The organism is Pseudoalteromonas sp. AWM4_233 (genome assembly GCF_056158285.1).
The window spans coordinates 88117-112018 of sequence record NZ_JBSWSZ010000113.1 but is presented as its reverse complement, the minus strand read 5'-3'; the positions used below and the strand labels follow the sequence as shown (position 1 = coordinate 112018).

Genomic DNA, 23902 nt, shown 5'->3' with positions numbered 1-23902 from the left:
ATCTAATAACTCAAAGATAAACTTAATAGATAACAAGGTGACCCTCATGGCTAAATTATTCGGAATTTATTGTGCATCGGGGCTGACACAACAGCATGATTTTATTATTGAAAAGTTCAAGTCGGAAGAAAAAAATCGTGTCGATGGTCAGTTTAATTCAGTACAAGAGCGCGCCTTGTTTATGGCGTCACTCGACTATCAAACCTTCGGCCCAAGTGCTTTTTTGCAAACAGATTCGCAAATTGCAACGCTTGTTGGTCATCCGTTGCTGTCTTCAGATAGAGTCAGAGACTTAGATACCCTAAATAAAAATTACACCGATAATATGTTGAAGTCATGTGAAGGGGTATTTTGCATGGCCCGCTACAACAAACAGTCAAACTGCTTAGATATTGCAACAGACGCCCTTGGCATTCGTCCATTCTATTATATGTATTATGAGGGGGCGTTTATCTTTAGTACCCAGTTCAGCCTGTTAAAAGAGCTAGGCGTACCACTTACTTGTAATGAAGAAGGCATGATGGAGTATGCGACATTAGGTTATTACCTGTTCGACCATACTCATTATCAAGAGATTTCATGTATTCAACCGGGTCATCGCGTGCAAGCGTCGAGTTTAGGTGTGCGCAAAACCCAATACTTTGATTGGTGTGCATTGGCTAAAGCCGGTGAATATTATGAAGGTGCATTAGAAGGGCTTAAGCAAGACTTAGACAATAACGTTGATAAATATTTAGGCAATGATAAACATGTTCTCACTACGCTTTCAGGCGGTTTAGATTCAAGACTGATAGCTTGTTTATTGAAGCGCCGTAATTTAGATATGTCAGCGCTCAACTTCTCTCAGGGTAAGACTCAAGATTTATATTGTGCGCAAGCTTTCGCTGATAGTCAGAACATCAACCTTGATGTGATTAAAGTAAAAGACACGCAAGCAAAAACGGTTGAAGACAGGCTCGGTAAGCATTGGCGTAACGGTGCTCATCCAGACTACTACCGTGTCACTCGTCCGGGGCTTTCTTGGTCAGGTAATGGCGGGAGTGTTGGCTTGGGCGTGATTTATTACTCTGAAAAAGTGTATCAAGCGGCGTTAACTCAAGATGTTGAGCATCTAGCTGATGCGTATTTATCACAACAATTTGCATATATTCCTAAGTCGATTATTCGCGGCGCTGAAGGCATGCAGCAAACCTTAAAAGCCAATATTATTCGCTCATTAAAGCAATTCGGAGATGTGCCTTTAGATAAAGCTTACTACTTATTTTTATTGTTGAATGATCAGCACCACCATCTGGCGATCCCATTTGATAAAGTTGACGATTACCAAATGGATTTCTGTTTGCCATTCTATTCTTGGAAAGTGTTGCGTCATGTGTTATCTCAGCCTATTTCTCGGGTGAGAAAGCACCGTTTTTATCATGACTTTTTGCAGTATGCGTTTCCTGAAGCGCTTGATGCTCCCTGGCAGGCTTATCCAGATCATATTCCTTGTACTTTACCAAAAGAAGGCATAGATCAATGGCAGATCAAACGTCCAAAACAATTTAACACTGCAAAAGTATATGGGCTTTTATTCAGCCTGATGTTTAGTCAGCATAAGCGCATGGTCAATATTCCGTCTTTTAGCGTCGTTGCTGTGCTACATAGTTTGGGTTTAAAAGTGTATAACGACAAACTGAAAGTGGTAGAGAATATGTTGAAATGGTAGCTGAGTGAGCACTATCATAAAATTCAAAAAAATAGCGTGTTAGCCCTAGTCTGGGTTAACGCGCCAAGGTGGATTTAACCTATTCTCGCCAGCCCAGTAGAGTTTGATTGTATTGCCAGATGGGTCAAACAACATGGCTTCACGCCATAAATAACGTTCATCGGTGGGGAATTGCGCAAACTCGATGCCTTTCTTTTGCAGTGTAGCAACCCACTCATCTAGCTGTTCGTGCTCAAAATAAATGGTGGTGCCGCTATTAAAATCGTTTTCGTTTAGAGAAAGAGAAAATGTCGCTTCCCCTTCAGGACACATAAATCGTGCGTAGTGTGGTGTATCAACTATCAGTTTAAAGCCAAGCGTTTGGTAAAATTCTACGGCGATCGGCATATTTTTAACTGGTAATGTGACCTGATTTAAATTCATGGGGTACTCCTTTTTTGGCTAATACCCCATGCTACACCCAGTATTATTTTTGAGCTAGTTTTGCTTGTTGTAAGAAAGATTTATACAGCTGTTGTACATTGACCTTGGCATTGAGCTTAGCGGCAATCAGGTAAAGCCCAGTAAGCTTACGATGTATAAACAGTGCATCGATAGGCGGAGAGTGCCACTTGGATTTATCAGTACTCATCTCAAGTCCTTTGTCGCGAATTTGTTTGGCAAGAGGGCTCGTAGCAAAGTCATAGGATTTATCTTGTCTAAGCGGTTCGCAAGCAAGCATAAAAATATCCACGACTTTATGTTTGTACTCCAAGTCTATTTCAGAGTTGAAGTAACCAATTTGCTCAGCAGCTGATGCCACTAAATTTCTATTTTCAGACATGGCACCAGAAAATAGGGCAAAATAACCATTACATACTGATTGTGTGAGCTCTCGGGTTGCACCAAAGTCCAGTAATACTATTTTTCCTGTATCGGGCTGATAAAGATAATTGCCAAAATTTGGGTCGGTTTGCACAGTATTAAATTTTAAAAGCTCAAAGAAGAATAAATGGATTAAGTTGCTTGCTAGGGCGTCACGTTGGGTTTGCGACAAAGATACACAAGCTTCTAAATCGATACCTTCAACAAACTCCATACTCAGTATATGCTCAGTGGTTAAATCGTTAATCACTTTGGGTATTTTAAATTGTTTAAAGCTTACAAGATTCTCTTGATATCGCTTTAAATGACGGGCTTCAAGTTGATAATCAGATTCTTCTAAAAGCTGTTGCTTTGCCTCAGAAATGAGCGGCGCTATGTCGATATGCTTGGGTAATAAGCCACTCATTTTTAGAAGGCTTGCAAGATTATCGACATCACTTTCTATGCTTTTTGCGATCCCTGGGTACTGAATTTTGACCGCAAGCTTCTCGCCATTTTCCAGTGTGGCCTTGTGGACCTGACCAATAGAAGCTGCAGCGAAGGGTTTTAATTCGATGTGTGAAAACTTATTGAGCCAGTTATCTCCCCAGTGTGATTTAAGTACACCAACTAATTGCTTGTGGGGCATGGCATGACCTTCAGATCTTAGCCTTGCCAATAATTTGCTCAGTTCGGGAGGTAATACTTCACCCGAGTCCATAGATAAAAGTTGCCCCAACTTCATGGCTGCGCCTCTAAGTTGAGCGAGCTGCTCAGCCAGATTCTCAATGTTTTGAGGTGAAAGGATCAATGATTGTTTATTTAGCTTTTCACCTTTGGCGACAGACTTAGCACTATCTAACAGAACGTTGCCAGCTACTTTCGAGGCAAGCAAGCCAAATTTACTGAGTCGAGATAAACGAGACGTTGGAACTGATTTACTTTTATCCATATAAAAAATTTAATGCTCTATAATGCTGAACTTTTGTTTCTACGATATGCAAATAGTTTCAGATCGTTCTTTCTCAATGCAACTAGCGCAAAAATTGCGTCTTATCTTGTCGAGTATGAATGACTTCATCCAATACGAGCGGTTTGGTAAACCCAGACACGCCCTCATGTGCTAGTAGCCATTGTTTTCGCTCAACGCCTCCAGCGTAACCAGTTAGTGTGCCCGATGCACCAATAACTCGATGACAGGGCACAATCAGAGTTATTGGGTTTCTGCCGTTCGCACCACCGACGGCGCGCACGGCTTTTGGGTTGTTAAGCTGCTCTGCGAGCTGTAAATATGAATGAGTTTGGCCAAATGGAATATCACGCAGTGCTTGCCAGACCGACTTTTGAAATTCAGTGCCCATTGGGTCAATGGGAAGATCAAAGTTTTGGCGAGTGCCGGCAAAGTATTCTTCGAGTTGAATAATACATAGGGTGATGAGTTTTGACGTTACAACAGGCTCTTTATGTTCGCCACAGAAAATGACCTGACAAATTCCTTCGTCGGTTGCTTTTATTTCCATCGTGCCAAGCGGGCTTTCAAAGTAGTCGCAATACATTATAGTTTGTCCCATAGTTGAAAAGTAAGGTAGCTGCGCCAAGGGGCGGCTTTTCCTGAGTCAAAATCAGCGTGTGCTTTTAGTGCTTTAATTACTCCAAGATCGGTAGCGAGAAATATATCTGGGTCGCTTAAGCCGCGCATTTTGGCATAATTTGCAGTCCAAGGGCCGATCCCTTTGAGTGCTAGCCAGTTATCTGGGTTTTGCGCTTCAATGGGTTGGTTTTGAGCAAATTGAGCAAACCTTGTAATGGTTTGTTTGCGACTTTCTGGCATTTTAAAAAATGCTAGGTCGCTTTTCGCTATGACTTGGGGTGAGGGAAAGTAAAGCACATCCTCACATTGAGCATCTTGGTCATTGATTTCTTTTTCACCTAAGGTTTCAACCAGTTTTATCACTAGGTTTTTGGCAGCAGTTACCGAAATTTGCTGACCCAAAATAGCGCGCATACCCGCTTCGAATACATCCCAAATACCGGGCAAGCGCAACCCAGAGCTTATCAACGTATTTGTGCCAAGCGCGTCAGTGAGATCTTGCTCTATTTGCTCAAGCTCGGCGTCTAAATCGAGCACACGGCGAATATTGCTGACCACAGGTTTGAGAACACGATTGTTTTCAATACTAATCTCGACTAAAAATTGATGCTTCTCAGCTTGATGGTGAGCGGTAAATTGTCCTTTAATATCCTGATAAATAAAGCTGCGGCCATAAAAATTTTCGCCAATCCATTCTAGCCTTGGAATGAGTCTGGCAGATAAAAAGCGCTGCATTTTTTGCCAATCAAACGGTGGACGATACGACAGTTTCAAGGTCAGTTTTGCATTATTTTTGCCAGTCTGTTTACGCATTTGAGTCGGGGTGAGTTTAAGTTGTTGTTTGAAGCAGTCGTTAAAGCGGCGAATACTGTCAAAGCCACTGGCGAGCGCAATCTCAGTAATGGGTAAACTGGTTTGGTGTAATAATTTTTTGGCAAACAAACATTGCTGGTAGAGTGCATAGGCTTTTGGAGAGACACCCATTTGTTCGTTGAATAGTTTTCTTAAATATCTATCGCTGACGCCTAATCGTGTTGCGAGATCAACAATAGAACCCGTTTGTAATGCCCCTTCATTAATTAAACTAACAGCGCGATTTAATGTTGCGCCATTGCCTTGCCAAGCCGCTGAGCTTGGCGCGCTATCTGGCCGGCAACGTAAACATGGACGATAACCTGACTCAGCTGCCTGCACTGCATTTTTAAAATACTCTACGTTTTCTTCTTTTGGCGGCGATGCAGGGCAAATCGTTCTGCAATAGATACCCGTAGTTTTGACTGCAATGAAGAACTTGCCATCAAAGCGGGGATCTCTTGAAAAACGGGCTTTTTGACAGGTTTCTAGACTGAGCATAAGCGCTCCAATTAAATATGCTTTCAGTCATTATATGTAGATAGTGTCAGACTACTAGCCAAAAACGGCACTGAATGTAAAACCTGCTTTCAAAGGTCATCTAAAATTGCATTGATAGAGTATTGTTTTTGGATAACTGAAATCGGGCGTTGTGAGGTGGCGATTGAACATTTTTTACGGTTTGGCATTTTTTATATTGGTGTTTTCTCAGCACAGTTTGGCTGCTCGGTTCGTTCATACTAAAGCGGACTTCTTTGGCTTGTCAGAGCTCAACGAAGGGCAACAAATTAAAGTGAAAAACTGGATAAATCATGGCTTAGACGCAACCCAAAAAACACTCGGGCCCTTAATACAAAAAAACGTACCAATATATTTGAAACCGCAATATTTTGCTTTTGAAGCCGTACCTTGGGCCGAAGTCATTCGCGGCGAGCAAGATGGTGTTGAGCTTCAATTTAGTCGCTATGCGAGTCTCAAACAATTAAAAAACGACTGGACGCTTTATCATGAGTTAGCGCATTTATATCACCCGTTATTAAATTACGAAGACTTCTGGTTGAGTGAAGGTTTAGCGACTTTTTTGCAAAACCAAATCATGAAAGACACCGGCATTATTACTTATGACAATATGATGATGAGACTAAGAGCTGGGCTTGAGCGCGGACAATCTAACACATATCGTTTATCACATCTTCAAGATGCGCGCTTAGCGAGTGTAAGTAGCAATATGTGGCAACTCAACGCTCAGCAGCGTGTGTATTGGAGTGGTGTGGCATTTTTTTTGGAAGCGCAATATCAACTCAAATTGCAGCAAGCCAAATATAATACTATTGCAGAGCTGCTCAAAGCCTATCAGGCCTGCTGTAGAGCGCTAGAGCAGCAATCTGGTCGTCAGTTTTTACAGGAATTGGATAAGCTTTCAAAAACGGCTGTGTTTAGTAATCTGTATTTAAAATATAGAAATCGGACAGACTTTCCCAAGCTGAAACAAAAACATTTCAATGCATTATGATAATCTTTACTAAACTTTTAGAAGTTTAGCAGGGGAAATATATGGATATTCTGATCACACAGGAAGTTGCACTCCACCAATACGAAGTGAGACAAAACGTCAGTCAAGTTACGCGTCTTCTCCACCCAGAGTTTGTTGAGGTTGGAGCTTCAGGAAAACGTTACGATCTTCAAAGTATTCTAGAAATGCTGGCTTTTGAACCCTATGAAGCGGGTTTTGTGCATTCTCAAAATTTTCAATGTATTACAGTTGGGCCAGATTCAAGGTTACTGACCTATGAAGCCGCTTGGGTTTATGAAGACGGAAAAGTCGATGCTTTTTCAAGACGGGCTTCACTCTGGCAGCAAACCGAGGTAGGCTGGCAGTTAAGATATCATCAAGGAACGTCTTGCGACGCGTTTGAATTAATAAAATGAAAAATAGTTTTGTGGCCCTGTGCTTACTCCCTCTTTTTGCTTGTGTATCTACTGAGCAAACTAAAAATGAAATCAAGGTGGTTGAGGTTGTGAAATCCTCAAATAGCTGGAATGGCACTAAGCTACCACACTACCCGCAAGGTCAGCCCGAAGTGACGGTATTACGTATCACTATTCCCAAAGGCGTGACTTTACCTATGCATCAACACCCAGTTATTAATGTAGGTGTGCTATTAAAAGGAGAGTTGACGGTAAAAACAAAAGAGGGTGAAACGTTACTGATGAAAGCGGGCGATCCCATTGTAGAAGTGGTCGATACGTGGCATTTGGGGACTAGCACTGGCAAAGAGGATGCCGAGATCATGGTATTTTATGCGGGTGTAAAAGGTAAACCGTTAACGATTAAGCGCTGAGGTATCACATGCAGTATCGATTTAATGTGTTTGGCGTCCTAATGTCGGTTCGAAGAGAATCTGAACAGTGGCAACTTTATAAAGAATCGCAAACTGGCATACGAAGTCGAGTATATGATGTCGTTATTCCTGATTATTTAACAGCCTCAGAACTTAGAGGCTATCTTGATGATATTTATCATGAATATTCAAGTGAGCGTTATCCTAAAGTTGAGCAACTCAACCTTTAATTAGGGTAAATCGACTAAAGTCTAGTGTCCTTTAACGTCAGCGTAAACTAGCGTGAGAGTGTAAAGACCATAAATTAACCAAGGTTATTTGGCGAAATTAAAGGCACTATTATGACAACAACAAACTCACACTATCAGTCTTATTATAAAGACTTTCAACAAGATACAGAGGCATTTTGGCTTAAACAAGCACAAAAGCTGAATTGGCATACACAGCCTACTCAAGGTGTCAGCCAATGCTATGAGCAACTTGACCATTGGTTTGCAGATGGTGAGCTGAATACCTGTTATTTGGCACTCGATCATCATATTGAACAGGGGCGAGGCGAGCAGTTAGCACTTATTTATGACTCACCAGTCACAGAGCAAAAACGAACATACACCTATAACCAACTTCATGAAGCGGTCAGCTTGTTTGCTGGTGGCTTAAAAAACTTAGGGGTAGAAGCGGGCGATCGCGTGGTGATTTACATGCCGATGATCCCCGAAGCGTCTATTGCTATGCTAGCCTGCGCCCGAATTGGCGCCTTTCACTCAGTGGTTTTCGGAGGCTTTGCTCCGCGAGAACTCGCTATGCGCATTGATGATGCCAAACCTAAACTTGTGCTTACTGCATCTTGCGGTGTTGAGCCAAGCCGTATTATTGAATACAAACCTATGCTTGACGAAGCACTTGAGCTTGCCGAGCACAAAGTAGATCACTGTGTGGTCTTCCAACGACCACACGCCCAAGCCCAGTTGCAAGCCAAGCGCGATTTAGATTGGCTAGATGTCCTTGTAAAAGCACAACCGACAGACGCCGTACCACTCCCTGCAACTCATCCGCTTTATATACTTTATACTTCTGGCACAACGGGCACACCGAAAGGCGTATTACGCGAGCAGGGTGGTCATGCGGTGGCACTTAATTACAGTATGCAAACTGTGTATGGTATGCAACCAGGGCAAGTATTTTGGGCTGCGTCTGACATAGGTTGGGTAGTCGGTCATTCATATATTGTTTATGGGCCGTTAATTTATGGCTGCACGACGGTTTTATATGAAGGAAAACCGGTATTTACTCCAGATGCAGGTGCATTTTGGCGAGTAGTAGAAGAGTATAAAGTGAATGCGTTGTTTAGTGCGCCAACGGCTTTCAGAGCAATTAAAAAGCAAGATCCTGAAGCCGAGCTATTGGCTAAATATGATGTGTCTAGTTTAGAAAGGTTGTTCTTAGCAGGCGAGCGACTAGACCCCGCAACCTATGAGTGGCTACAAGATAAAACAGGCCTCCCAGTGATTGATCATTGGTGGCAAACGGAAACAGGATGGGCAATTGCCTGTAACCCAGTGGGTATTGAGCAACTACCAACCAAAGCGGGCAGTGCTACGGTACCAACACCTGGTTATCAAGTTCACATTCTTGATGTGGATGGCAGCCAATGTGAAGCGAATGAACAAGGTGTGGTTGCGGTGAAATTACCGTTACCGCCCGGGTGTTTAACCACAATTTGGGGCAATGCCGAACGTTTCAAACAAAGTTACTTGTCTCAATATAAAGGCTACTATTTATCAGGTGATGGCGGTTTTATCGACGAAGATGGTTACTTGTTTATCATGGGACGAACCGATGATGTGATTAATGTTGCGGGCCATCGTTTATCAACCGGTGAAATGGAAGAAGTGGTTGCTGCGCATCCGAGTGTGGCAGAGTGTGCTGTGTTTGCCAGCAAAGATAACTTAAAAGGGCAAGTACCCGTTGCTATGGTGGTAACAAAAGAAGGCTGTATTAAGCAAGATGATGAAATTGCCGCTGAAATTCGTGCCTCTATTCGCGCTCAAATCGGTGCCATTGCTTGTTTGCAAACCATACAAGTTGTAGAGCGATTACCCAAAACTCGTTCTGGAAAGATACTGCGCAAAAACCTACGACAGTTGGTCGATGGTGAACAAATTCAAGTTCCTTCGACAATTGAAGACCCTTCAGTGATTGAAGAGATACAAGCTCAGTGGGTTTCTCTAAATACTTAAATTATCAAAATCTTTTAAAAGGAGGTTTTAATAACCTCCTTTTTTGCGCCCACTTAGATCATGGTCAATACTTAGTCAAAATAAAATTCGTGCTCATTGACTATGATAAATACACTAACCGTTCAATCTAGACTCATTTTACTCGCATGTATGCCTATTATTTTGTTTATAGGTGCGACGATTTTTACCTTAAAAGAAGTCAAAATTATCGTTCATGATTTGGATGAGTTATACGACCTTCGTGTCATCCCAATGCAAGAAATCAAAGTCGTGTCAGACGATTATGCCGTCATTATCGTTGACACATTCCACAAGTTCAGAGGTGAGGCAGTCACTAAAGAGCAAGCCATAGCTGATATTTTAAAAGCACAAGAGGTAGCCCGAAAAAACTGGCAGCTTTATCTAAAAAATGTGACGGGTGCAGAAGAAAAAAGGCTTATTAGTTTAGCTGAGCAGCGTCGTGGAGAAGTGGATCACCTGATTGAACAATACTTATTAGAGATCAGAAGCGGCACCTTTAAATCTAAAGATTATTCATTGTTTGTAAAAGAAGTTTACAGCACCTTTGATCCACTCAGTGAAAGTTTTGGCGACTTGATTAACTATCAAGTAAAGCAAGCTGAACTGTTAAAAATTGAAGGAGATGAGGAAGCAGAAAAGGTCGAGTTTTCATTAATTGCTTTGTCTGTTGTTATCGTATTTGCAATGCTATCGGTGGGCTTCTTAATTTATAACAGCATAAATTCACCTTTAACGAAAATGGGTCAAACCATAGAGCAAATTGTTAGAGATACAGATTTAACTCTACGCGTTGAAGATAAAGGGAATGATGAATTTAGTAAAATAGCAATAGATTTCAATATGATGATGGATAAATTTCATGCCATGCTAAGTCAAATTTCATCGGCTGTTGAATCTTTGACTGGCTCATCAAATCAAGTTGCAAAATCGGGTGAGCAAATGGCATCTTCAGCTTTAGAGCAAGAGCAGCAAACCGCGATGATCGCACAAGCAATTACTGAGATGAGTTCAGCCATTGCTGAAGTATCAGAAAGTGCATCACGTACCGCTTTACATGCTGAAGATGCTGAAAACTTATCAATTGAAGGGCAAAAAACCATTGAAGAGAGTATTGGTGCAATTCATGAACTCGCTGAGTTAGTGGTAAATAATGCTCAGTTGATTAATGAATTAAATAATCAAACAACCGAGATCAATCAAGTCGTGATGATGATCCAAGGTGTTGCTGAGCAAACTAATTTATTAGCCCTGAATGCAGCCATTGAAGCTGCGAGAGCGGGAGATTCAGGACGAGGGTTTGCAGTTGTTGCGGACGAAGTAAGAACGCTGGCACATAATACTCAAAAAGCTACTGAGAATATTAAAGAGATGATCAGTAAGCTGCAAACTCAAGCTAATCATGCGGTCTCAGCAATGTCTGATGCCGAGAATAGGGCTTCAAAAAGTGTAGAAATGGCCGAGCATTCATCGCAAAAGATTCAGGCTATTAGTAGTTCAGTGAGTGAAATTGCATCGATGAATATTCAAGTTTCAACGGCCACGGAAGAACAAACATCTGTTACGAGCGAAATGTCTAACTCTATTGAAGTTTTTAATTTAAGCATTAATGAAATCTCAATGAGTGCCCAAAATAATTCAGTTTCAGGTGAGGAGTTGTCAGATATGGCTGAGCAATTAAAGCAAGAAATAAAACAATTTAAAGTTTAAAAGCATAGATCTTAGTGTCACGGCAAAAAAACAGAATATAAAAGCTTGCAGCAGGAAAGTTATTGCCTTTACATGACGACTTAAGCTCGTTTTTCAGTACTTTGTTGATGATTTTAAATGGTACAAAGTTTGCTAACTTTATCTGAGTACTCATTTTTAAATTCAGCCTTACGCTCAGATTAGGGATAGCAATGAAAATTCATACTAGTATGTATACCGCTCAAAGCTTTAATAAAGCGCATTCAGCCTTACAAAAAGACAGTCCTGATAAGCATGACTCGTTTGCTAGTCAGTTAAATAATTTAAATAAAGCTGAAGAATATCAACCACAATCTGCTGTTGCTCTCTTAACAAAAAATCTACCCTTGTCGGAACAAGCAAAAGAGCTCTACCACATAGCCAAAGACAAAGCCTCTGAGCGAGTTGATGATACGTTAAGCGACAGAGAGCGCTCTATCGAAACTTATAAAGAAACCATGATAGAGATAATGGAAATGCCAATTGATGTAGAAATATTACCTTCAGAAATCAATGAGGCACTTATCTTTAATAACTTAGGTATAAATTATCTTGATTACAAAGAGCTAAAAGTTCGCATAGAAATGCTTTCGTTGACAGATCAAGATATAGATGAAGACTCAGCATTGCATCGCTCTGATAAAGAGAAGTTAAGAAATATGACCGCTGATTTAAGCGCGCAACTACAACTGCAAATTGATGATTTATTGGCTGGCAAAGAGAAGCCAGATGAAGAAAACCAGCGGCTCAATTTTAGTAACCAAATCAATACGCAATTTGAAGATCTCGGTCTGAATGATGTTGATAAATTTGATTTACTAAAAAGAATGGTGTGATATGCGAGTGCTTCAAGTTGTATGATGAGAAGCACTCATATATTAATTTTGCTTTTTATTAAACCGCAGCTAAGTATCTGCGCTCCACATCAGCCCAATTAATGACATTAAAAAAGGCATTAATATACTCTGGGCGGCGATTTTGATACTTCAAGTAGTATGCATGTTCCCATACATCTAAGCCTAAAATAGGCACTTGATTATCCATTAGTGGACTGTCTTGATTGAGTGAACTGGTTACTTGTAGCTCACCTTGCTCGTTCACAACTAGCCAAGCCCAGCCGCTACCGAAACGTGTGAGTGCTGCTTTGATGAAAAGTTCTTTGAAAGTGTCAAAGTTGCCAAATGTTCTATTGATATCATCAGCCAGTTTGCTTTCATGTAACTGCCCACCGTTCTCAGACATCACTTCCCAAAATAGACTGTGATTATGATGCCCACCAACATGGTCTCTCACTGCACCTTGAAGAGAGCTTGGTAGGGTTTGGATATTTCTTAATAACCACTCGTCACTTTTCTCAGCAAATTCAGTGCCTGAAAGCGCTTCGTTTGCTTTATTTACATAGGTTTGATGATGCAGGGTATGGTGAATTTCCATGGTTTTTGTATCGATATGTGGCTCTAATGCGTCATATTGATAATTTAGTTTTGGCAGTGTGAATGGCATTAAGCACTCCTTCGGTTTTGATAGATATAAATTAGTGAAAAGTCAGCGATGTGACGGAATAGGGTTCTGAAATTTTTTCTAGCTTGTTCAGCAAATTTGGTGATTGAGCAAGGTGTTTTCTAATTGCAAATGAATGATGCTGTAGCTGAGACAAATGTTTCGAAAATAAATAGTGGTTTTCGTCTTGGGTCGCATTCAGTAAGCAGTGTCCACAATCACACACTACGTTATAGCCCTCAACTAAGAAGTCACATGCGATTTCATGTTTTCCTTGAGCCATAGAAGAGTCGACTAAATTCAAGTACGACACGACAAGTGCTGGTACAAATTGATCAATAACCCAAGATGTAGGTGGCGGTGTATTTGAAGTTATGAAACCCCCAATATCAGCTAAGTGTTCTAAGCTATCTTGGTATAATTTGTCCGCGGTAATATAGCGATTGTTTTCGAATGCGTTGTTACCTTCGCATATTGTATTTTGCCAAGTGAGCATAGCCTGTTGGATCAGCGTGTTATTGGTATCCATAAGTAAATATATAAAATGCAATTGAAAATGATTGTTATTTATATTTGATCTTTTCAGCTTTATTGTCAAAGTGAAATTACTTATAGGGCATAAATTTATATGTAATAACTTGAATTAAAGGAGGGAGAACACAATTAAGTTGATTATGTATTAATCAACTTTTAGGTAGTTAAAATGGATTTTTTAACCATTGGGTTAGGAGTTTTAATTATTTTACTGTTTGTTTTTTTGGGAAGAAGCGCGACAAAATGGGCTAAGAAAATGCCTAAAGGCGCCTATTTATTTATGGCACTCATGCCGCTGATTTCATTGTTTCCAATTCCACCACCGGCATTTAAAAACGTGGCTAAAGCAAAGCAAGAGCAACCCAAACGTAAAGAAGATAACGGCGACGATAAGAAATAATGTAGTTCTGAACGATGTTACTTTTGTGTCATAAGTCTTGTTGCTAACCCTAAGAATATGACTCCGAGTAATCCATCTATATGTTTACCCAAGCGAAGTTTATTTCCTAAGTAAGCGCCAATTTTACTAAATCCGAATGAAAATAACGTGTTACAAGTAAAAGCTATTAGGCTTAGCAAAGTGCCGAGAACGAGAATTTGACCCGTCAGACTTGAGTTGTCAGTGGAAAATTGGGGTAAAAACAAGCTGAAAAACAATAAGGCTTTAGGGTTCAATAAGTTATTCAATAACCCCTTACTCATAAGTTGCATTGGCTTTAATTCAGACACGGGCAAGGGGTCATTTGGCGATGTTTGATTGGCGTACCAAGTTATAATGAGGTTAACCCCCAACCAAGCCAAATAGAGTGCCCCGATGACTTTTATCGCCATCGCAATTTGTGGTATTTGTTGCATTAGTTGGCCTAGCCCAAAGGCGACTAGTAAGGTTTGTACTATTCCAGCTAACAATATACCAATTGCAAGCATGAAACCCGCTTTAAACCCTTTTGAAGATGAGTAAGTTGAAATCAGTAACAGATCAGGACCCGGTGAAAGTACAAGCATGATAGAGGCGATAAAAAACAGCGGCAGAATACTCAAATCAATCATTATTTTTCCTTAGTGACTATACAGCAATTCGGGTTGTTATTTTTTGAACAGTATGCCTTTGTCTTCAATATCGCCAGACTTAATTGCGCTTCTAACTGCGTGATAGGATATGAAAAAAGAAAGTAAAGTCATTGAAACAATTACAAATGACAAAGCCTTAATTATATTAATCATTTCGAAATTACTTCCACGAAGAAAACTTCCAAAAACCACGACAACGACAGCCATTAGAGTAAATAAACAGGATGTCTTTTTAAAACTATGCAAAAATGCTTCGTTGCTATTCAATTTTCTCATTATTCAGCCCAATAAACATATGTAAGCGGTCTCATTGAGGGCATTTTTATAATTAGTTGAATTCATTGCAAATTGACAAATGAATATAATCACAACTTTGATAAAGATACTCCCAATCAAAAAATAATTTACCTTTAGATAATTATTTTAGAGAAAGCTGAGTTTACTCACTAAAACTCAATGGTTCAAAAGAACCTTGTTGTTTAATAGATGACAGGGTATTTTCTAAGTGGGCGAGCATACTATCGTAAACAAAATTACCCATTGAAATACGTTTCACTCCAAGTTTTTGCAGTTGGTTAAAACTTTCCAGCTCTGGCATGCACATGACATTAAGTGGCAATGAGCAGTTAGCAACGATTTTGCTGATATCGTCAGGAGCCGTTAAGCAAGGCAAGAAGATACCATCAGCCCCTGCGTCTTCGTACAAGTTAATTCGCTCGATAGTTTCAGGTAAAGCTGTGGCTGCATCAACAATATAAGTATCTGAGCGGACGTTTATAAACATTTCAATGTGAGCGCCATTCAACTGTGCTTTAACTTGCGACAGTTTTTCACTGAAATCATGTTTATCGACTAAAGAGCTGCGGCCATTTATTAATTTGCTGTCTTCGATATTAATACCAACCACACCTAACTCTGCAAGTTTGGCAATGTTATCGACAATCTCTTGTGGCGTGTCAGCATAACCAGCTTCTATATCCACACTAAGTGGCAAGCTTGTCACTTCTGATACTTGTTTTACGACCATCATTAATGTTTCAAAAGGGATGTTCTGACCATCAGTTTTTCCTAATGATGTCGCAATGGCGGCGCTTGATGTACCTAATGCCTGATAGCCAAGCTTTTCGGCAATGATAGCGCTCGCTGCATCCCATACATTACAAAGAATAAGCGGAGTTTCTTGCTGATGTAGTTCTCTAAACATAATACGTTCCTAATGTGACTTTAGTTATTTAACGGGGTAAATTTTAAGGAGAAGGAGAGTTCATTACTCGACAGTTTCGGAACTGAATGTTCATATTATTTTTAGCTTTTAGCTTTTAGCTTTTAGCTTTTAGCTTTTAGCTTTTAGCTTTTAGCTTTTTCTACTCATCAATTTTTTCAATCATACCAATCGGAAAATTTGCACTTTACCTCAAGTTAACTTGAGCTTTTAAAGTTACTTCATCAAATCAACAGACAAAAAATAATCAAAGGATGAAGACAATGAAGCACACAAAAATAATCGAAAGAATCACGCAACTTTTTAACGCAACTATGGTTAATAAGTAAGGAGCGCATTATGTATTTAGAACACGTAAATTTAGTCGTCAGCAATATCGAACGTTCTCTCAAGTTTTATCAGGCTGCATTTCCACATTGGTTTATTCGTAGCAAAGGTGAGGGAGAGTGGTATGGTAAACAGCGTACATGGGTACATTTTGGTGATGATTACCATTATTTAGCCATGAGCGACCATGGTGAAGGTGACAACCGTAAGTTAGAAGGGCATCAAGTGGGTCTTGCGCACTTTGCGTATGTCGTTAAAAATATCGATGCGCTTGCAAAAAGAATGTTAGCGGCTGGGTTTGAAATAGATAAAGTAGGCAGTGAACACCCATTTAGAAAAAATTTATATTTTATCGACCCAGACGGTTTTGAAGTGGAGTTTGTGGAGTATTTATCTGATTTACCGAATGAACGAAACTCAGATTAATTTTGTGTAAAAGGCATATGTTATATATATGCCTTAATTTTCTCCGCGACTTTCTCTATATGCTCCGGTTCAGCCTTCACTTCAGCATGCGCTTTTAAACCGTGTAATGACCCTGGAATGATATGAAAATGAAAGTGCGGCACGGTTTGACCCGCGGCATTGCCATTATGTTGCACAATCGAAGTGCCTTGCACGTTTAAGGCTTGCTCAACGGCCTTACCTACTTTCTGTACCGTTTTCATGCAAGCCAGTGCAGCTTGATCTGTGAGGTCATAAATCGTTGTGGCAGCTTGTTTAGGAATAACCAGAGTATGGCCTTCTTTTTGCGGCATGATATCCATAAAAGCAAGCGTATAGTCATCTTCAAATAACTTAATGCAAGGGGCTTCGCCTTTTAAAATCTTCGCAAAGATATTATTTGCTTGGTATTGATCTTTCATTTTTGCCTCGGTTACGTCACAGGATTGTAATCTTGATGATTTTTATCATGCGAATACTTAGAATTTATTACAAGTAGATGCGGTAAATGGATCACCATGCATTGAGAGGTTATGTAAACCACCCAATTAATATATCTCACTTGCGGATAAAACCCTTCGCCTTGATGACCGTATATCCAAAAGTTGCCGATGATGGCATCGGCAACAGCAGCCAGAATAAAGCCAGTGCCAACCAGTAACTCGCCTTTTGATGCTTTTAAACCGCCGCAAGATAAGATAAACGCAAGGCCAATAAAGCCAACAACGCCAATCAGCATGGCATAAATCCCAGTGCTAATTGTGATAAACCAACCCGTGTTAGGAAGGTGCATTATAATCATTGAGATTATACTGACCACACTGCCTGCAATAACAGGGTATCTGATGAAGCGTTTATCTTTGGTGTTTAACTCGATGGCACGAATACCAGCGAGTAAAAGTAAGGTGTAGCCAGGCAAGAAAAAGTAAATAGAATCGGCTAAATAGTCATGTTTGATGACGCTTTCATATCGATAAAAGGTTTCAGGAAGATTGAAGTTGGTAATATCACCTAATAAGCATAAGAAAAGGCTACTAAAACTGAGAAAAGCAATTTGTTTGTGTGCAGGGAATTGAGTGTTAGCGTTGGTTTTTCGATAAATAAGCCAGCTATTTAACAATAACGCGAATAGGATGAGACTTTCACAAACTAATATTTGATTTCTTTCAGCGCCTTCAATAGACCAAAAGCCTAATAATGCGCCTACAGAGTCAACCAAAGCAATTAAGATAATACTTACAGATAAGTAGATTAAGTTATGTTCCTTCATAATTTTAACTATTGTTTTTTCTTATCTTCACAGATTTGAGAACTTTTGCCTAGTGACTTTCCCCCAATATGGGTCTGTAAAGTAGTCTTCGCTAAACTGCTCCACTTGATAACAACGTAAGGTTTCTTGCCAGAATAGCGTGGCATAATCTGCACCTGCAATTTGCTTGATTTGCCAATGGCCTTTGAATAAATCAAATAATTTGTGGCTAAACTGCATACCAAGTTTTTGTTTTCTGAAATAAGGCACGATGTAAAATTCGCATACCTCAAATTCATATTCACTATTTTGCGATATTGCGGCAATGCCTGCAGGTACGTTTTCGACATAACAAACAAAGCCAAAAGTGGACTCATTTAATTGTGTATCTAAAGGAAAAATGCCATTTTCATCAGGTGCTTTTCCTACAATCTTTGAAAATTCAGCTTCATATGCCTGAGCCAAATTAAGATAAATATGTTTAATATCAGTGAAAACTTGTTTGACAGTTAGGTTCATAAATGTGCTTTTTGTAGGTTGAAGGCTATGCTAACTTACCAATTAGCTCATCTAATAAGCTTTTCAGTTGTTTAGCTTTTTCAATATCGATTTGGCTATTCTCAAGCAATTGCATAGGAATACATGCGACTTCGCTTTTTAATGCGCGCCCTTTTTCAGTCAGTTTTATGATCACTTTGCGCTCATCGAATTCGCTTCTTGCTCTTTCTAATAATTCGGCACCCTGCATTCTTTTCAGTAGCGGCGTTAAGGTGTTACTGCTGAGCATGGCTTTATCACCGATGTCACTTACCGTTAAGCCATCTTGCTCCCAAAGTATCAACAAAACAATATATTGCGGATAAGTGAGACCATGAGCTTCAAGCAAAGGCTGGTAAAGACGCGTTACCAGCCTAGACGCGGCATAAAGCGGAAAGCACAACTGATTTTCTAATTTAAGTAAATCATCGTTTTGCATTTGCGCACTCTCTAAAGTAGCTTTTCAATCTTCTTAGCAATTGCTTGCGGTTTTGTCACTGGCGCAAAGCGGCTCTCAACTTCACCATGACGATTGATCAAAAACTTTGTGAAATTCCATTTAATGTTTTTGCCAAAAAAGCCTGTTTTCTTAGACTTTAAATATTGAAAAACTGGGTGTGCATTTTCGCCATTTACATCAACTTTTTCGCTGATCAAAAAATCAACTCCATAGTTAATCAAACACCCTTGCTGAATGGTACTGGCATCACCAGGCTCTTGATTGCCAAATTGGTTGCAAGGGAAACCGATGATCACAAGGCCTTTGTCTGCGTATTCTTCGTGAAGCTTTTGCATGCCTTCATATTGATAAGTAAACCCACATTCACTTGCAGTATTAACGATCAATACAACTTTATCTTTAAAATCAGAGAAGTTGATCGGTTTGCCTTGTAAGCTTGTCGCTTTTAAATCATAAAACATAAATTAAGCACCTTTTTATTTTAAATCTCCTGAGACTATATCGCGTGCGATTTAAAAGATCAAACACTAATCAATCAATAGTAATTTGTAATCTAATGCGAGGTGATCGCTACCCGGTAGTGAGTGGGTTTTGAATTGAGAGACTTTAACGCCGTTACTCGTTAAACAATGATCTATCGGTAAACCCGTTAACCAACCATAAGGATGTAGGTATTTAGAAGCATGCCAAGATGCATACATGCCTGTTTGTTGATAGCACGGGGTGAGTTGATGATGACGTGGGAAGTGATTTGACCAAGGTGTGGTATTAAAGTCACCGGCCACCAGAATATGTTTATTTTTCGCAAGTTCTACCAAGGGTTGAACACTGCCCAATAACACATTGCGTTTTTGCCATTTATCTGGGGTACGTGGTGAGGGTGGGTGCAATAAAATGAGATCGAGCCTTTGTTTTGGTAATTGCAAAGTCAAAGTAATAACCGTCCCTTTTCGTGGTAAAACTTTATGCTTTTTTATGTTTGTAAGTGGGTATTTACTAATTAAACCCATTCCATCAGGAAAGCCATCATAATCCCCATCGCCAAACTTATAACGCTTAGCTGCTATTTCCAGAAAGAGTGGTTTTTGTTCTTGGTTAAATTCGTAAAAAAGATATAAGTCGGCATCGAGCGAGTTTAGTTCTTCAACGGCAGTTCTTAGCACTGGGTTGTAGTAACTTAAGTTGGCCTGCACGATATGCAGCTTGGGAGGCTCGTTTAAATATTCCTGTTCTAAAGGTTGTGCCATACTAAACAACCAAAGGTGGCTACTGGCAAAAAGTACGATTGAAACAACAGCCGATATCGCGCCAACTTTGACCGACTTTAACAGCAAAGGAATACTAAAAAACAACGCCAATATAAAAAAGTGAAGTTGAAAGTTACTCAGTAAATCGAGCAGGTAATATTCGCCACTTAATGCCACCAAAGGCAGTAAGATCAGCAGGAGTAAAACTAGCTCAATCAGTAGTAATATGAACAGCAATGCATCACCAAATCACGTTTCTATCTAGCTAAACTTTAGTCTAGGTGACACAAAAATGAGAAGTTTTGTTCGTTTCGTGTTAAGTATGAGCGCTTATTATTGGTGATTTTTTAGAGCTTTAACCAGCTCGGTTATCAATCCATTCACTCATTACCACATGGGTTTTTATCTTCACAAAATCAGGCTGAGCGTCAAGGTGCTCACGAATTTCATGTAAACGCTGCATTGATTCAGCTTGAACAAAAACTAATAAATCCATGTCACCGGTGATCCCACGACAAGTCACCACTTCAGGAATAGCCTGAAACAAAGGTACGACTTCAGAACAGCGTGCACATTGATGCTGAATTTCAAAATAAGCTGATACACCAACTTTTTGAGATTCGCTCAGCAGTACTTGATAGCCTCGAATTACTCCATTTTGCTCGAGTTTTTTTATTCTTTCGGTGACGGCAGAGCGTGAAAGGCTCACGGTATCGGCAATGGCCGAGACGCTTTGGCGTGCATTCTTTTTTAATTCAGCAATGATCTGCTTGTCGAACTTATCCATTTTCAAGCACTTTGTGAGATTTTAATCAGACGAGAATTTTACACTGCCCGTATTTTAATGAAAGAGATATTGTGGGCTCAATTCGATTAACATTTGCAACAACCTTTGCTTATATTGAAAAGCTATTTAGCCATTTAGTTCTCTCGGTTCTTTGCAAGTACTGAAATAGGAAAACAAATTTAACAAAACATTTTAAGTATTAGATAGGTTTTTTACTCTAATCTGTTTTTGATAAGTGTTGTTCTTATCTTGCTAATATAATTAGCCTTTTTATTTATTCCTATTTAAAGGTATAAACTATTTGTGGTACTATCTTCGTAGTTTTGGAAGGCGTGTTTATTGAGTCAATTTGATAGCTAAGCAAATTATTGATCAATAAATATGACTAAACGATAGTGGAATCGATGGTAGATTTTGCTCGTTGCTTTGTTCTATTTAAGTAGTTAATGGATTAATGTTGTATGCTCGAACAGTCTAAGTCTCACCTTTCTTTTTTTTCTTCTTCTATTTTTATTGCTGAAAATGATAACGCACTGAAAAATTTTGGTTTAACAGACCTACTCTATTTCAAAAACACCGATTCGTTTGAGACTGAGTTTTCAGCAAAGCAACATATTGGGTTAATCATTCTAGATTTACCAGCTCAAAAACAAGATGAAACACTGGCTTTCTTAAGGCAGTCAGAGACGTTTTGGTTAAGCACCATATTTGTTTGCCAAGCGAGCTCGCTGTCGACTCATTTAGCCAATGGTATTTGGTCTGAGCAAAGCAAATCATTGGCTGAGTTTAGTGAAACCCGTAAAAAGCAGTTGGCAGTAAACAGCACTTTGGTTGAAACTGCGGTGATGAAGTTACTCAGTTACTTGTGGGTGTTTAAAGGAGCGACTTTACTGCCAGCTAAATCGCCTCAAATGCAATCTCTGTATTGGTACCCGTTACTACAAGCTTGGGGCATAAAAGTCGAAGACAGTATTAATTGGCTTGCCTCTGTCGTTCGAAGAAACTGGCTAGAAGTGGATACACTTGTTAATCGTGTGCGTTATTGCCAGTCTTGTCACAGTGGTCATCTTAATTATGTTGATACTTGCCCATCATGCCAATCCATAGATATAGGGCTTAAAGCAAGTTTGCATTGCTTTAATTGCGGCCATGTTGCAGCAGAGCATGAGTTTAAGCAGCAAATCGGATTGGGGTGCCCAAACTGTTCAAAACCGCTTCGTCATATTGGCGTTGATTATGATAGACCCATCGAAAATCAGCAGTGCAATAGCTGTTTTAACTTGTTTGTAGACTCAGATGTGGTTGCGGACTGCATGGATTGCGGTGAGAAGAATGACGTAAATAACCTGATAGTGCAGAGTGTTAATAGTTACAAGTTATCAGCAAATGGCCGCAATTTGGCGAAATTTGGCGAAAAGTTCAATAGCTTTATGTTCGACCAAGCTGAAAATATTAACTTCACGCAATTTTGCTGGTTATTACAGTGGCAAAATAACCTAGCGCTCAGGCACAAACAAGAACATAGCGTTGTTTACATTACAATGGAGAACGTCGAGCAATTCATTCAAGACAAAGGCGAGAAAGTGGCTTTTTCACTGTTTGATGAGCTAGAGCAGCGGATCGCAAAAAGCATTCGTCTTACCGACATTTGCTGTGTACAAGAAGAGCATAGTTTACTGTTGTTTTTGCCACTCACTCCATTAGCACAATTGCCAAAAATCTATCAAAAACTCAATGAAATAGAGCTATTACAGTCAGATAAGAATATCGCCTTATCAATTAAAGCGTTGGCGCTGCCAGATAAAAGCATGTCTGATGATGTGAATATGTGGTTGTTTGAGGCACTTGAGCAAGCTAGGCGCATTGAGTTTTGAGCGAACTAAATACTATCAGGTATCTAGTCGCCAACATATTCTCACAAGCGACAGAGTTTTTTACCCAAATGATGATGTTCGTGCCCATGTATTTGGCCTACGAAATACCGTTGTTTGTGCTGATCACTCTTGGCGTACTTAAATGGCGAAGAGCAAATGCAAAGCTGCTAAAACAACCCTCCCATTACTTCCCAAAAGTGAGTTGCATCATTACCTGTTATGCCGAAGGGGATGCGGTTAAAACGACCATAGAATCATTAGTGGAACAAACTTACCCAGGTGAAGTTGAAATCATCGCTGTGGTTGATGGTGCTGTACAAAATAAGCATACCTATGCGGTAGCGAATTTTTGTATGAAAACCATTAAGCGAGTAAAACGACATATTCGAGTGTTGCCTAAATGGCAGCGTGGTGGGCGGGTATCTACCTTAAATGCGGGTCTAGATACGGCAAAAGGTGATATCGTTGTCAATGTAGATGCCGACACGTCGTTCGACAATGATATGTTGTGCCGCATAGTACGCTTATTTGAAGATCCGAATGTACCCGCAGTTGGTGGTGCGCTTAGAGTAAGAAACGTAACCAGCTCTATTTGGACAAGAATGCAGGCAATCGAGTATTTAGTGTCTATGCAGGGCGGTAAAACTGGGCTTGCGCAATGGAACCTTATTAACAATATCTCAGGGGCTTTTGGCGCATTTAGAAAAGACTTCTTAAAGCAAATTGGTGGCTGGGATACCCACACAGCCGAAGACCTTGATTTAACTATACGTATTAAACAATACTTTAAGCGCCATCCTAATCTCAAAATTCCCTATGCGACACTTGCAATAGGTCACACTGATGCACCTGACGACTTCAAAACCTTGTTATGGCAAAGATTACGATGGGATGGTGACTTACTGTTTTTGTATTTTCGAAAACACTGGCCAGCCTTTTCGCCAAAACTATTAGGTTGGAAAAGCTTTTTGTTCACCTTGCTCTATGGTTTTTTACAAAATGTGATGCTGCCGTTTGTGGTATTGGTGTATTTAATCGTCACTATGATTATCTATCCTTGGCAATTTATTGTGTCTTTATCTTTGGTTATTTTTACGCTGTATTTTTTCACCATTGCGTACTTTTATGCCTTAGTGCTATTAGGTGTATCAGAGCGACCAAAACAAGATCTTAAGTTAGCAGTGTGGCTACCGCTTTATCCCATTTATTCCATGATCATGCGCACCATTTGTTGTTTTGCATTGCTCAATGAGCTGGTTCGTCGCTCTCATGAAGAAAGTTCGATGGCGCCTTGGTGGGTGCTAAAAAAAGGACAAAAGTTTTAGTTA

27 protein-coding genes are annotated in these 23902 nt (G+C 39.9%); 12 read left to right on the top strand and 15 right to left on the bottom strand.

Features of this window, described 5'->3' with window-relative positions:
* Positions 1 to 46 precede the first annotated feature (46 nt).
* A complete protein-coding gene (locus ACXAC4_RS22095) occupies positions 47 to 1708 on the top strand; it encodes an asparagine synthase-related protein (RefSeq protein ID WP_475165506.1) in 1662 nt (553 codons plus the stop codon).
* Positions 1709 to 1753: 45 nt separating this feature from the next.
* Here ACXAC4_RS22095 and ACXAC4_RS22090 read toward each other — a convergent pair whose 3' ends face one another.
* From ACXAC4_RS22090 to ACXAC4_RS22075, 4 genes are all read right to left on the bottom strand, one after another.
* A complete protein-coding gene (locus tag ACXAC4_RS22090) occupies positions 1754 to 2131 on the bottom strand; it encodes a VOC family protein (protein ID WP_475165503.1) in 378 nt (125 codons plus the stop codon).
* A gap of 43 nt (positions 2132 to 2174) precedes the next feature.
* The gene (locus ACXAC4_RS22085; protein WP_475165501.1) at positions 2175 to 3503 is read right to left on the bottom strand and encodes an ABC1 kinase family protein; all 1329 of its coding nucleotides are present in this window, start codon (positions 3501 to 3503) and stop codon (positions 2175 to 2177) included.
* 82 nt (positions 3504 to 3585) lie between these two features.
* Positions 3586 to 4107, bottom strand: coding sequence for a methylated-DNA--[protein]-cysteine S-methyltransferase (locus ACXAC4_RS22080; protein ID WP_475165498.1), 522 nt, complete (start codon positions 4105 to 4107; stop codon positions 3586 to 3588).
* Entirely contained in the window at positions 4107 to 5495 is a 1389-nt protein-coding gene (locus ACXAC4_RS22075; protein WP_475165496.1) for a DNA-3-methyladenine glycosylase 2 family protein, read from the bottom strand. Before ACXAC4_RS22075 ends, ACXAC4_RS22080 begins: the two co-directional genes overlap by 1 nt.
* Positions 5496 to 5658: 163 nt before the next feature.
* Here ACXAC4_RS22075 and ACXAC4_RS22070 point away from each other — a divergent pair, with 163 nt between their 5' ends.
* From ACXAC4_RS22070 to ACXAC4_RS22040, 7 genes are all read left to right on the top strand, one after another.
* Positions 5659 to 6507 carry a M61 family metallopeptidase gene (locus ACXAC4_RS22070; RefSeq protein WP_475165494.1) on the top strand — a complete coding sequence of 283 codons (849 nt, stop codon included), beginning with the start codon at positions 5659 to 5661 and terminating at the stop codon, positions 6505 to 6507.
* Between the two features lie 41 nt (positions 6508 to 6548).
* Positions 6549 to 6923, top strand: a complete 375-nt coding sequence (locus tag ACXAC4_RS22065; RefSeq protein ID WP_475165492.1) for a nuclear transport factor 2 family protein — start codon at positions 6549 to 6551, stop codon at positions 6921 to 6923.
* Positions 6920 to 7336, top strand: coding sequence for a cupin domain-containing protein (locus tag ACXAC4_RS22060; protein ID WP_475165491.1), 417 nt, complete (start codon positions 6920 to 6922; stop codon positions 7334 to 7336). The genes ACXAC4_RS22065 and ACXAC4_RS22060 overlap by 4 nt, the downstream gene beginning before the upstream one ends.
* An 8-nt stretch (positions 7337 to 7344) precedes the next feature.
* Positions 7345 to 7566: a DUF7661 family protein gene (locus ACXAC4_RS22055; RefSeq protein ID WP_475165488.1), complete on the top strand. Its 222-nt coding sequence runs from the start codon at positions 7345 to 7347 to the stop codon at positions 7564 to 7566.
* Positions 7567 to 7677: 111 nt separating this feature from the next.
* Entirely contained in the window at positions 7678 to 9576 is a 1899-nt protein-coding gene (locus tag ACXAC4_RS22050) for a propionyl-CoA synthetase (RefSeq protein WP_475165487.1), read from the top strand.
* 102 nt (positions 9577 to 9678) lie between these two features.
* Positions 9679 to 11304, top strand: a complete 1626-nt coding sequence (locus tag ACXAC4_RS22045) for a methyl-accepting chemotaxis protein (protein WP_475165484.1) — start codon at positions 9679 to 9681, stop codon at positions 11302 to 11304.
* Positions 11305 to 11495: 191 nt separating this feature from the next.
* Complete coding sequence (locus tag ACXAC4_RS22040; RefSeq protein WP_475165482.1) at positions 11496 to 12158, top strand: hypothetical protein; 663 nt, start codon at positions 11496 to 11498, stop codon at positions 12156 to 12158.
* Between the two features lie 58 nt (positions 12159 to 12216).
* On the opposite strand, the gene ACXAC4_RS22035 is transcribed toward ACXAC4_RS22040, so the two are convergent.
* Positions 12217 to 12825, bottom strand: coding sequence for a superoxide dismutase (locus tag ACXAC4_RS22035; protein ID WP_475165481.1), 609 nt, complete (start codon positions 12823 to 12825; stop codon positions 12217 to 12219).
* A gap of 31 nt (positions 12826 to 12856) precedes the next feature.
* The gene (locus tag ACXAC4_RS22030; protein ID WP_475165478.1) at positions 12857 to 13351 is read right to left on the bottom strand and encodes a hypothetical protein; all 495 of its coding nucleotides are present in this window, start codon (positions 13349 to 13351) and stop codon (positions 12857 to 12859) included.
* Between the two features lie 174 nt (positions 13352 to 13525).
* Here ACXAC4_RS22030 and ACXAC4_RS22025 point away from each other — a divergent pair, with 174 nt between their 5' ends.
* On the top strand, positions 13526 to 13756 hold the full coding sequence (locus ACXAC4_RS22025; RefSeq protein WP_475165475.1) for a hypothetical protein: 231 nt from the start codon (positions 13526 to 13528) through the stop codon (positions 13754 to 13756).
* 17 nt (positions 13757 to 13773) lie between these two features.
* Here the strand turns inward: ACXAC4_RS22025 and ACXAC4_RS22020 are convergent, their stop codons facing one another.
* Both ACXAC4_RS22020 and ACXAC4_RS22015 read right to left on the bottom strand, forming a co-directional pair.
* On the bottom strand, positions 13774 to 14406 hold the full coding sequence (locus ACXAC4_RS22020; protein ID WP_475165471.1) for a LysE family translocator: 633 nt from the start codon (positions 14404 to 14406) through the stop codon (positions 13774 to 13776).
* Positions 14407 to 14866: 460 nt separating this feature from the next.
* The gene (locus tag ACXAC4_RS22015; RefSeq protein WP_475165467.1) at positions 14867 to 15631 is read right to left on the bottom strand and encodes an isocitrate lyase/PEP mutase family protein; all 765 of its coding nucleotides are present in this window, start codon (positions 15629 to 15631) and stop codon (positions 14867 to 14869) included.
* Between the two features lie 357 nt (positions 15632 to 15988).
* Between ACXAC4_RS22015 and ACXAC4_RS22010 the strand changes: the two genes are divergently transcribed.
* Positions 15989 to 16402, top strand: a complete 414-nt coding sequence (locus ACXAC4_RS22010; protein WP_475165465.1) for a VOC family protein — start codon at positions 15989 to 15991, stop codon at positions 16400 to 16402.
* A 20-nt stretch (positions 16403 to 16422) separates the two neighbouring features.
* On the opposite strand, the gene ACXAC4_RS22005 is transcribed toward ACXAC4_RS22010, so the two are convergent.
* From ACXAC4_RS22005 to ACXAC4_RS21975, 7 genes are all read right to left on the bottom strand, one after another.
* The gene (locus ACXAC4_RS22005) at positions 16423 to 16842 is read right to left on the bottom strand and encodes an HIT family protein (protein WP_475165461.1); all 420 of its coding nucleotides are present in this window, start codon (positions 16840 to 16842) and stop codon (positions 16423 to 16425) included.
* An 11-nt stretch (positions 16843 to 16853) separates the two neighbouring features.
* Positions 16854 to 17690: a hypothetical protein gene (locus ACXAC4_RS22000; protein ID WP_475165459.1), complete on the bottom strand. Its 837-nt coding sequence runs from the start codon at positions 17688 to 17690 to the stop codon at positions 16854 to 16856.
* 27 nt (positions 17691 to 17717) lie between these two features.
* Positions 17718 to 18188 carry a GNAT family N-acetyltransferase gene (locus ACXAC4_RS21995; RefSeq protein ID WP_475165456.1) on the bottom strand — a complete coding sequence of 157 codons (471 nt, stop codon included), beginning with the start codon at positions 18186 to 18188 and terminating at the stop codon, positions 17718 to 17720.
* Between the two features lie 25 nt (positions 18189 to 18213).
* Positions 18214 to 18645, bottom strand: a complete 432-nt coding sequence (locus ACXAC4_RS21990) for a MarR family winged helix-turn-helix transcriptional regulator (RefSeq protein WP_475165455.1) — start codon at positions 18643 to 18645, stop codon at positions 18214 to 18216.
* Positions 18646 to 18656: 11 nt separating this feature from the next.
* Entirely contained in the window at positions 18657 to 19127 is a 471-nt protein-coding gene (locus tag ACXAC4_RS21985; protein WP_390442611.1) for a glutathione peroxidase, read from the bottom strand.
* Between the two features lie 66 nt (positions 19128 to 19193).
* Complete coding sequence (locus tag ACXAC4_RS21980) at positions 19194 to 20150, bottom strand: endonuclease/exonuclease/phosphatase family protein (protein WP_475165453.1); 957 nt, start codon at positions 20148 to 20150, stop codon at positions 19194 to 19196.
* 118 nt (positions 20151 to 20268) lie between these two features.
* Complete coding sequence (locus tag ACXAC4_RS21975; protein WP_138481825.1) at positions 20269 to 20700, bottom strand: Lrp/AsnC family transcriptional regulator; 432 nt, start codon at positions 20698 to 20700, stop codon at positions 20269 to 20271.
* Positions 20701 to 21161: 461 nt separating this feature from the next.
* Here ACXAC4_RS21975 and ACXAC4_RS21970 point away from each other — a divergent pair, with 461 nt between their 5' ends.
* On the top strand, positions 21162 to 22574 hold the full coding sequence (locus ACXAC4_RS21970) for a TackOD1 domain-containing metal-binding protein (RefSeq protein ID WP_475165449.1): 1413 nt from the start codon (positions 21162 to 21164) through the stop codon (positions 22572 to 22574).
* Positions 22571 to 23899 carry a glycosyltransferase family 2 protein gene (locus ACXAC4_RS21965; protein ID WP_475165447.1) on the top strand — a complete coding sequence of 443 codons (1329 nt, stop codon included), beginning with the start codon at positions 22571 to 22573 and terminating at the stop codon, positions 23897 to 23899. Before ACXAC4_RS21970 ends, ACXAC4_RS21965 begins: the two co-directional genes overlap by 4 nt.
* Positions 23900 to 23902: the final 3 nt, after the last annotated feature.

What these genes read in the sequence shown, in the direction of transcription:
- ACXAC4_RS22030 (WP_475165478.1), bottom strand. Translation starts at nt 13,351, where the DNA reads ATGGATACCAATAACACGCTGATCCAACAGGCTATGCTCACTTGGCAA.
- ACXAC4_RS22025 (WP_475165475.1), top strand. Translation starts at nt 13,526, where the DNA reads ATGGATTTTTTAACCATTGGGTTAGGAGTTTTAATTATTTTACTGTTT.
- ACXAC4_RS22085 (WP_475165501.1), bottom strand. Translation starts at nt 3,503, where the DNA reads ATGGATAAAAGTAAATCAGTTCCAACGTCTCGTTTATCTCGACTCAGT.
- ACXAC4_RS22060 (WP_475165491.1), top strand. Translation starts at nt 6,920, where the DNA reads ATGAAAAATAGTTTTGTGGCCCTGTGCTTACTCCCTCTTTTTGCTTGT.
- ACXAC4_RS22020 (WP_475165471.1), bottom strand. Translation starts at nt 14,406, where the DNA reads ATGATTGATTTGAGTATTCTGCCGCTGTTTTTTATCGCCTCTATCATG.
- ACXAC4_RS21990 (WP_475165455.1), bottom strand. Translation starts at nt 18,645, where the DNA reads ATGCAAAACGATGATTTACTTAAATTAGAAAATCAGTTGTGCTTTCCG.
- ACXAC4_RS22080 (WP_475165498.1), bottom strand. Translation starts at nt 4,107, where the DNA reads ATGTATTGCGACTACTTTGAAAGCCCGCTTGGCACGATGGAAATAAAA.
- ACXAC4_RS22005 (WP_475165461.1), bottom strand. Translation starts at nt 16,842, where the DNA reads ATGAAAGATCAATACCAAGCAAATAATATCTTTGCGAAGATTTTAAAA.
- ACXAC4_RS22090 (WP_475165503.1), bottom strand. Translation starts at nt 2,131, where the DNA reads ATGAATTTAAATCAGGTCACATTACCAGTTAAAAATATGCCGATCGCC.
- ACXAC4_RS21985 (WP_390442611.1), bottom strand. Translation starts at nt 19,127, where the DNA reads ATGTTTTATGATTTAAAAGCGACAAGCTTACAAGGCAAACCGATCAAC.
- ACXAC4_RS22010 (WP_475165465.1), top strand. Translation starts at nt 15,989, where the DNA reads ATGTATTTAGAACACGTAAATTTAGTCGTCAGCAATATCGAACGTTCT.
- ACXAC4_RS22065 (WP_475165492.1), top strand. Translation starts at nt 6,549, where the DNA reads ATGGATATTCTGATCACACAGGAAGTTGCACTCCACCAATACGAAGTG.
- ACXAC4_RS22055 (WP_475165488.1), top strand. Translation starts at nt 7,345, where the DNA reads ATGCAGTATCGATTTAATGTGTTTGGCGTCCTAATGTCGGTTCGAAGA.
- ACXAC4_RS22045 (WP_475165484.1), top strand. Translation starts at nt 9,679, where the DNA reads ATGATAAATACACTAACCGTTCAATCTAGACTCATTTTACTCGCATGT.
- ACXAC4_RS21995 (WP_475165456.1), bottom strand. Translation starts at nt 18,188, where the DNA reads ATGAACCTAACTGTCAAACAAGTTTTCACTGATATTAAACATATTTAT.
- ACXAC4_RS22095 (WP_475165506.1), top strand. Translation starts at nt 47, where the DNA reads ATGGCTAAATTATTCGGAATTTATTGTGCATCGGGGCTGACACAACAG.
- ACXAC4_RS22075 (WP_475165496.1), bottom strand. Translation starts at nt 5,495, where the DNA reads ATGCTCAGTCTAGAAACCTGTCAAAAAGCCCGTTTTTCAAGAGATCCC.
- ACXAC4_RS21970 (WP_475165449.1), top strand. Translation starts at nt 21,162, where the DNA reads ATGCTCGAACAGTCTAAGTCTCACCTTTCTTTTTTTTCTTCTTCTATT.
- ACXAC4_RS22035 (WP_475165481.1), bottom strand. Translation starts at nt 12,825, where the DNA reads ATGCCATTCACACTGCCAAAACTAAATTATCAATATGACGCATTAGAG.
- ACXAC4_RS22050 (WP_475165487.1), top strand. Translation starts at nt 7,678, where the DNA reads ATGACAACAACAAACTCACACTATCAGTCTTATTATAAAGACTTTCAA.
- ACXAC4_RS22015 (WP_475165467.1), bottom strand. Translation starts at nt 15,631, where the DNA reads ATGTTTAGAGAACTACATCAGCAAGAAACTCCGCTTATTCTTTGTAAT.
- ACXAC4_RS22040 (WP_475165482.1), top strand. Translation starts at nt 11,496, where the DNA reads ATGAAAATTCATACTAGTATGTATACCGCTCAAAGCTTTAATAAAGCG.
- ACXAC4_RS22000 (WP_475165459.1), bottom strand. Translation starts at nt 17,690, where the DNA reads ATGAAGGAACATAACTTAATCTACTTATCTGTAAGTATTATCTTAATT.
- ACXAC4_RS21975 (WP_138481825.1), bottom strand. Translation starts at nt 20,700, where the DNA reads ATGGATAAGTTCGACAAGCAGATCATTGCTGAATTAAAAAAGAATGCA.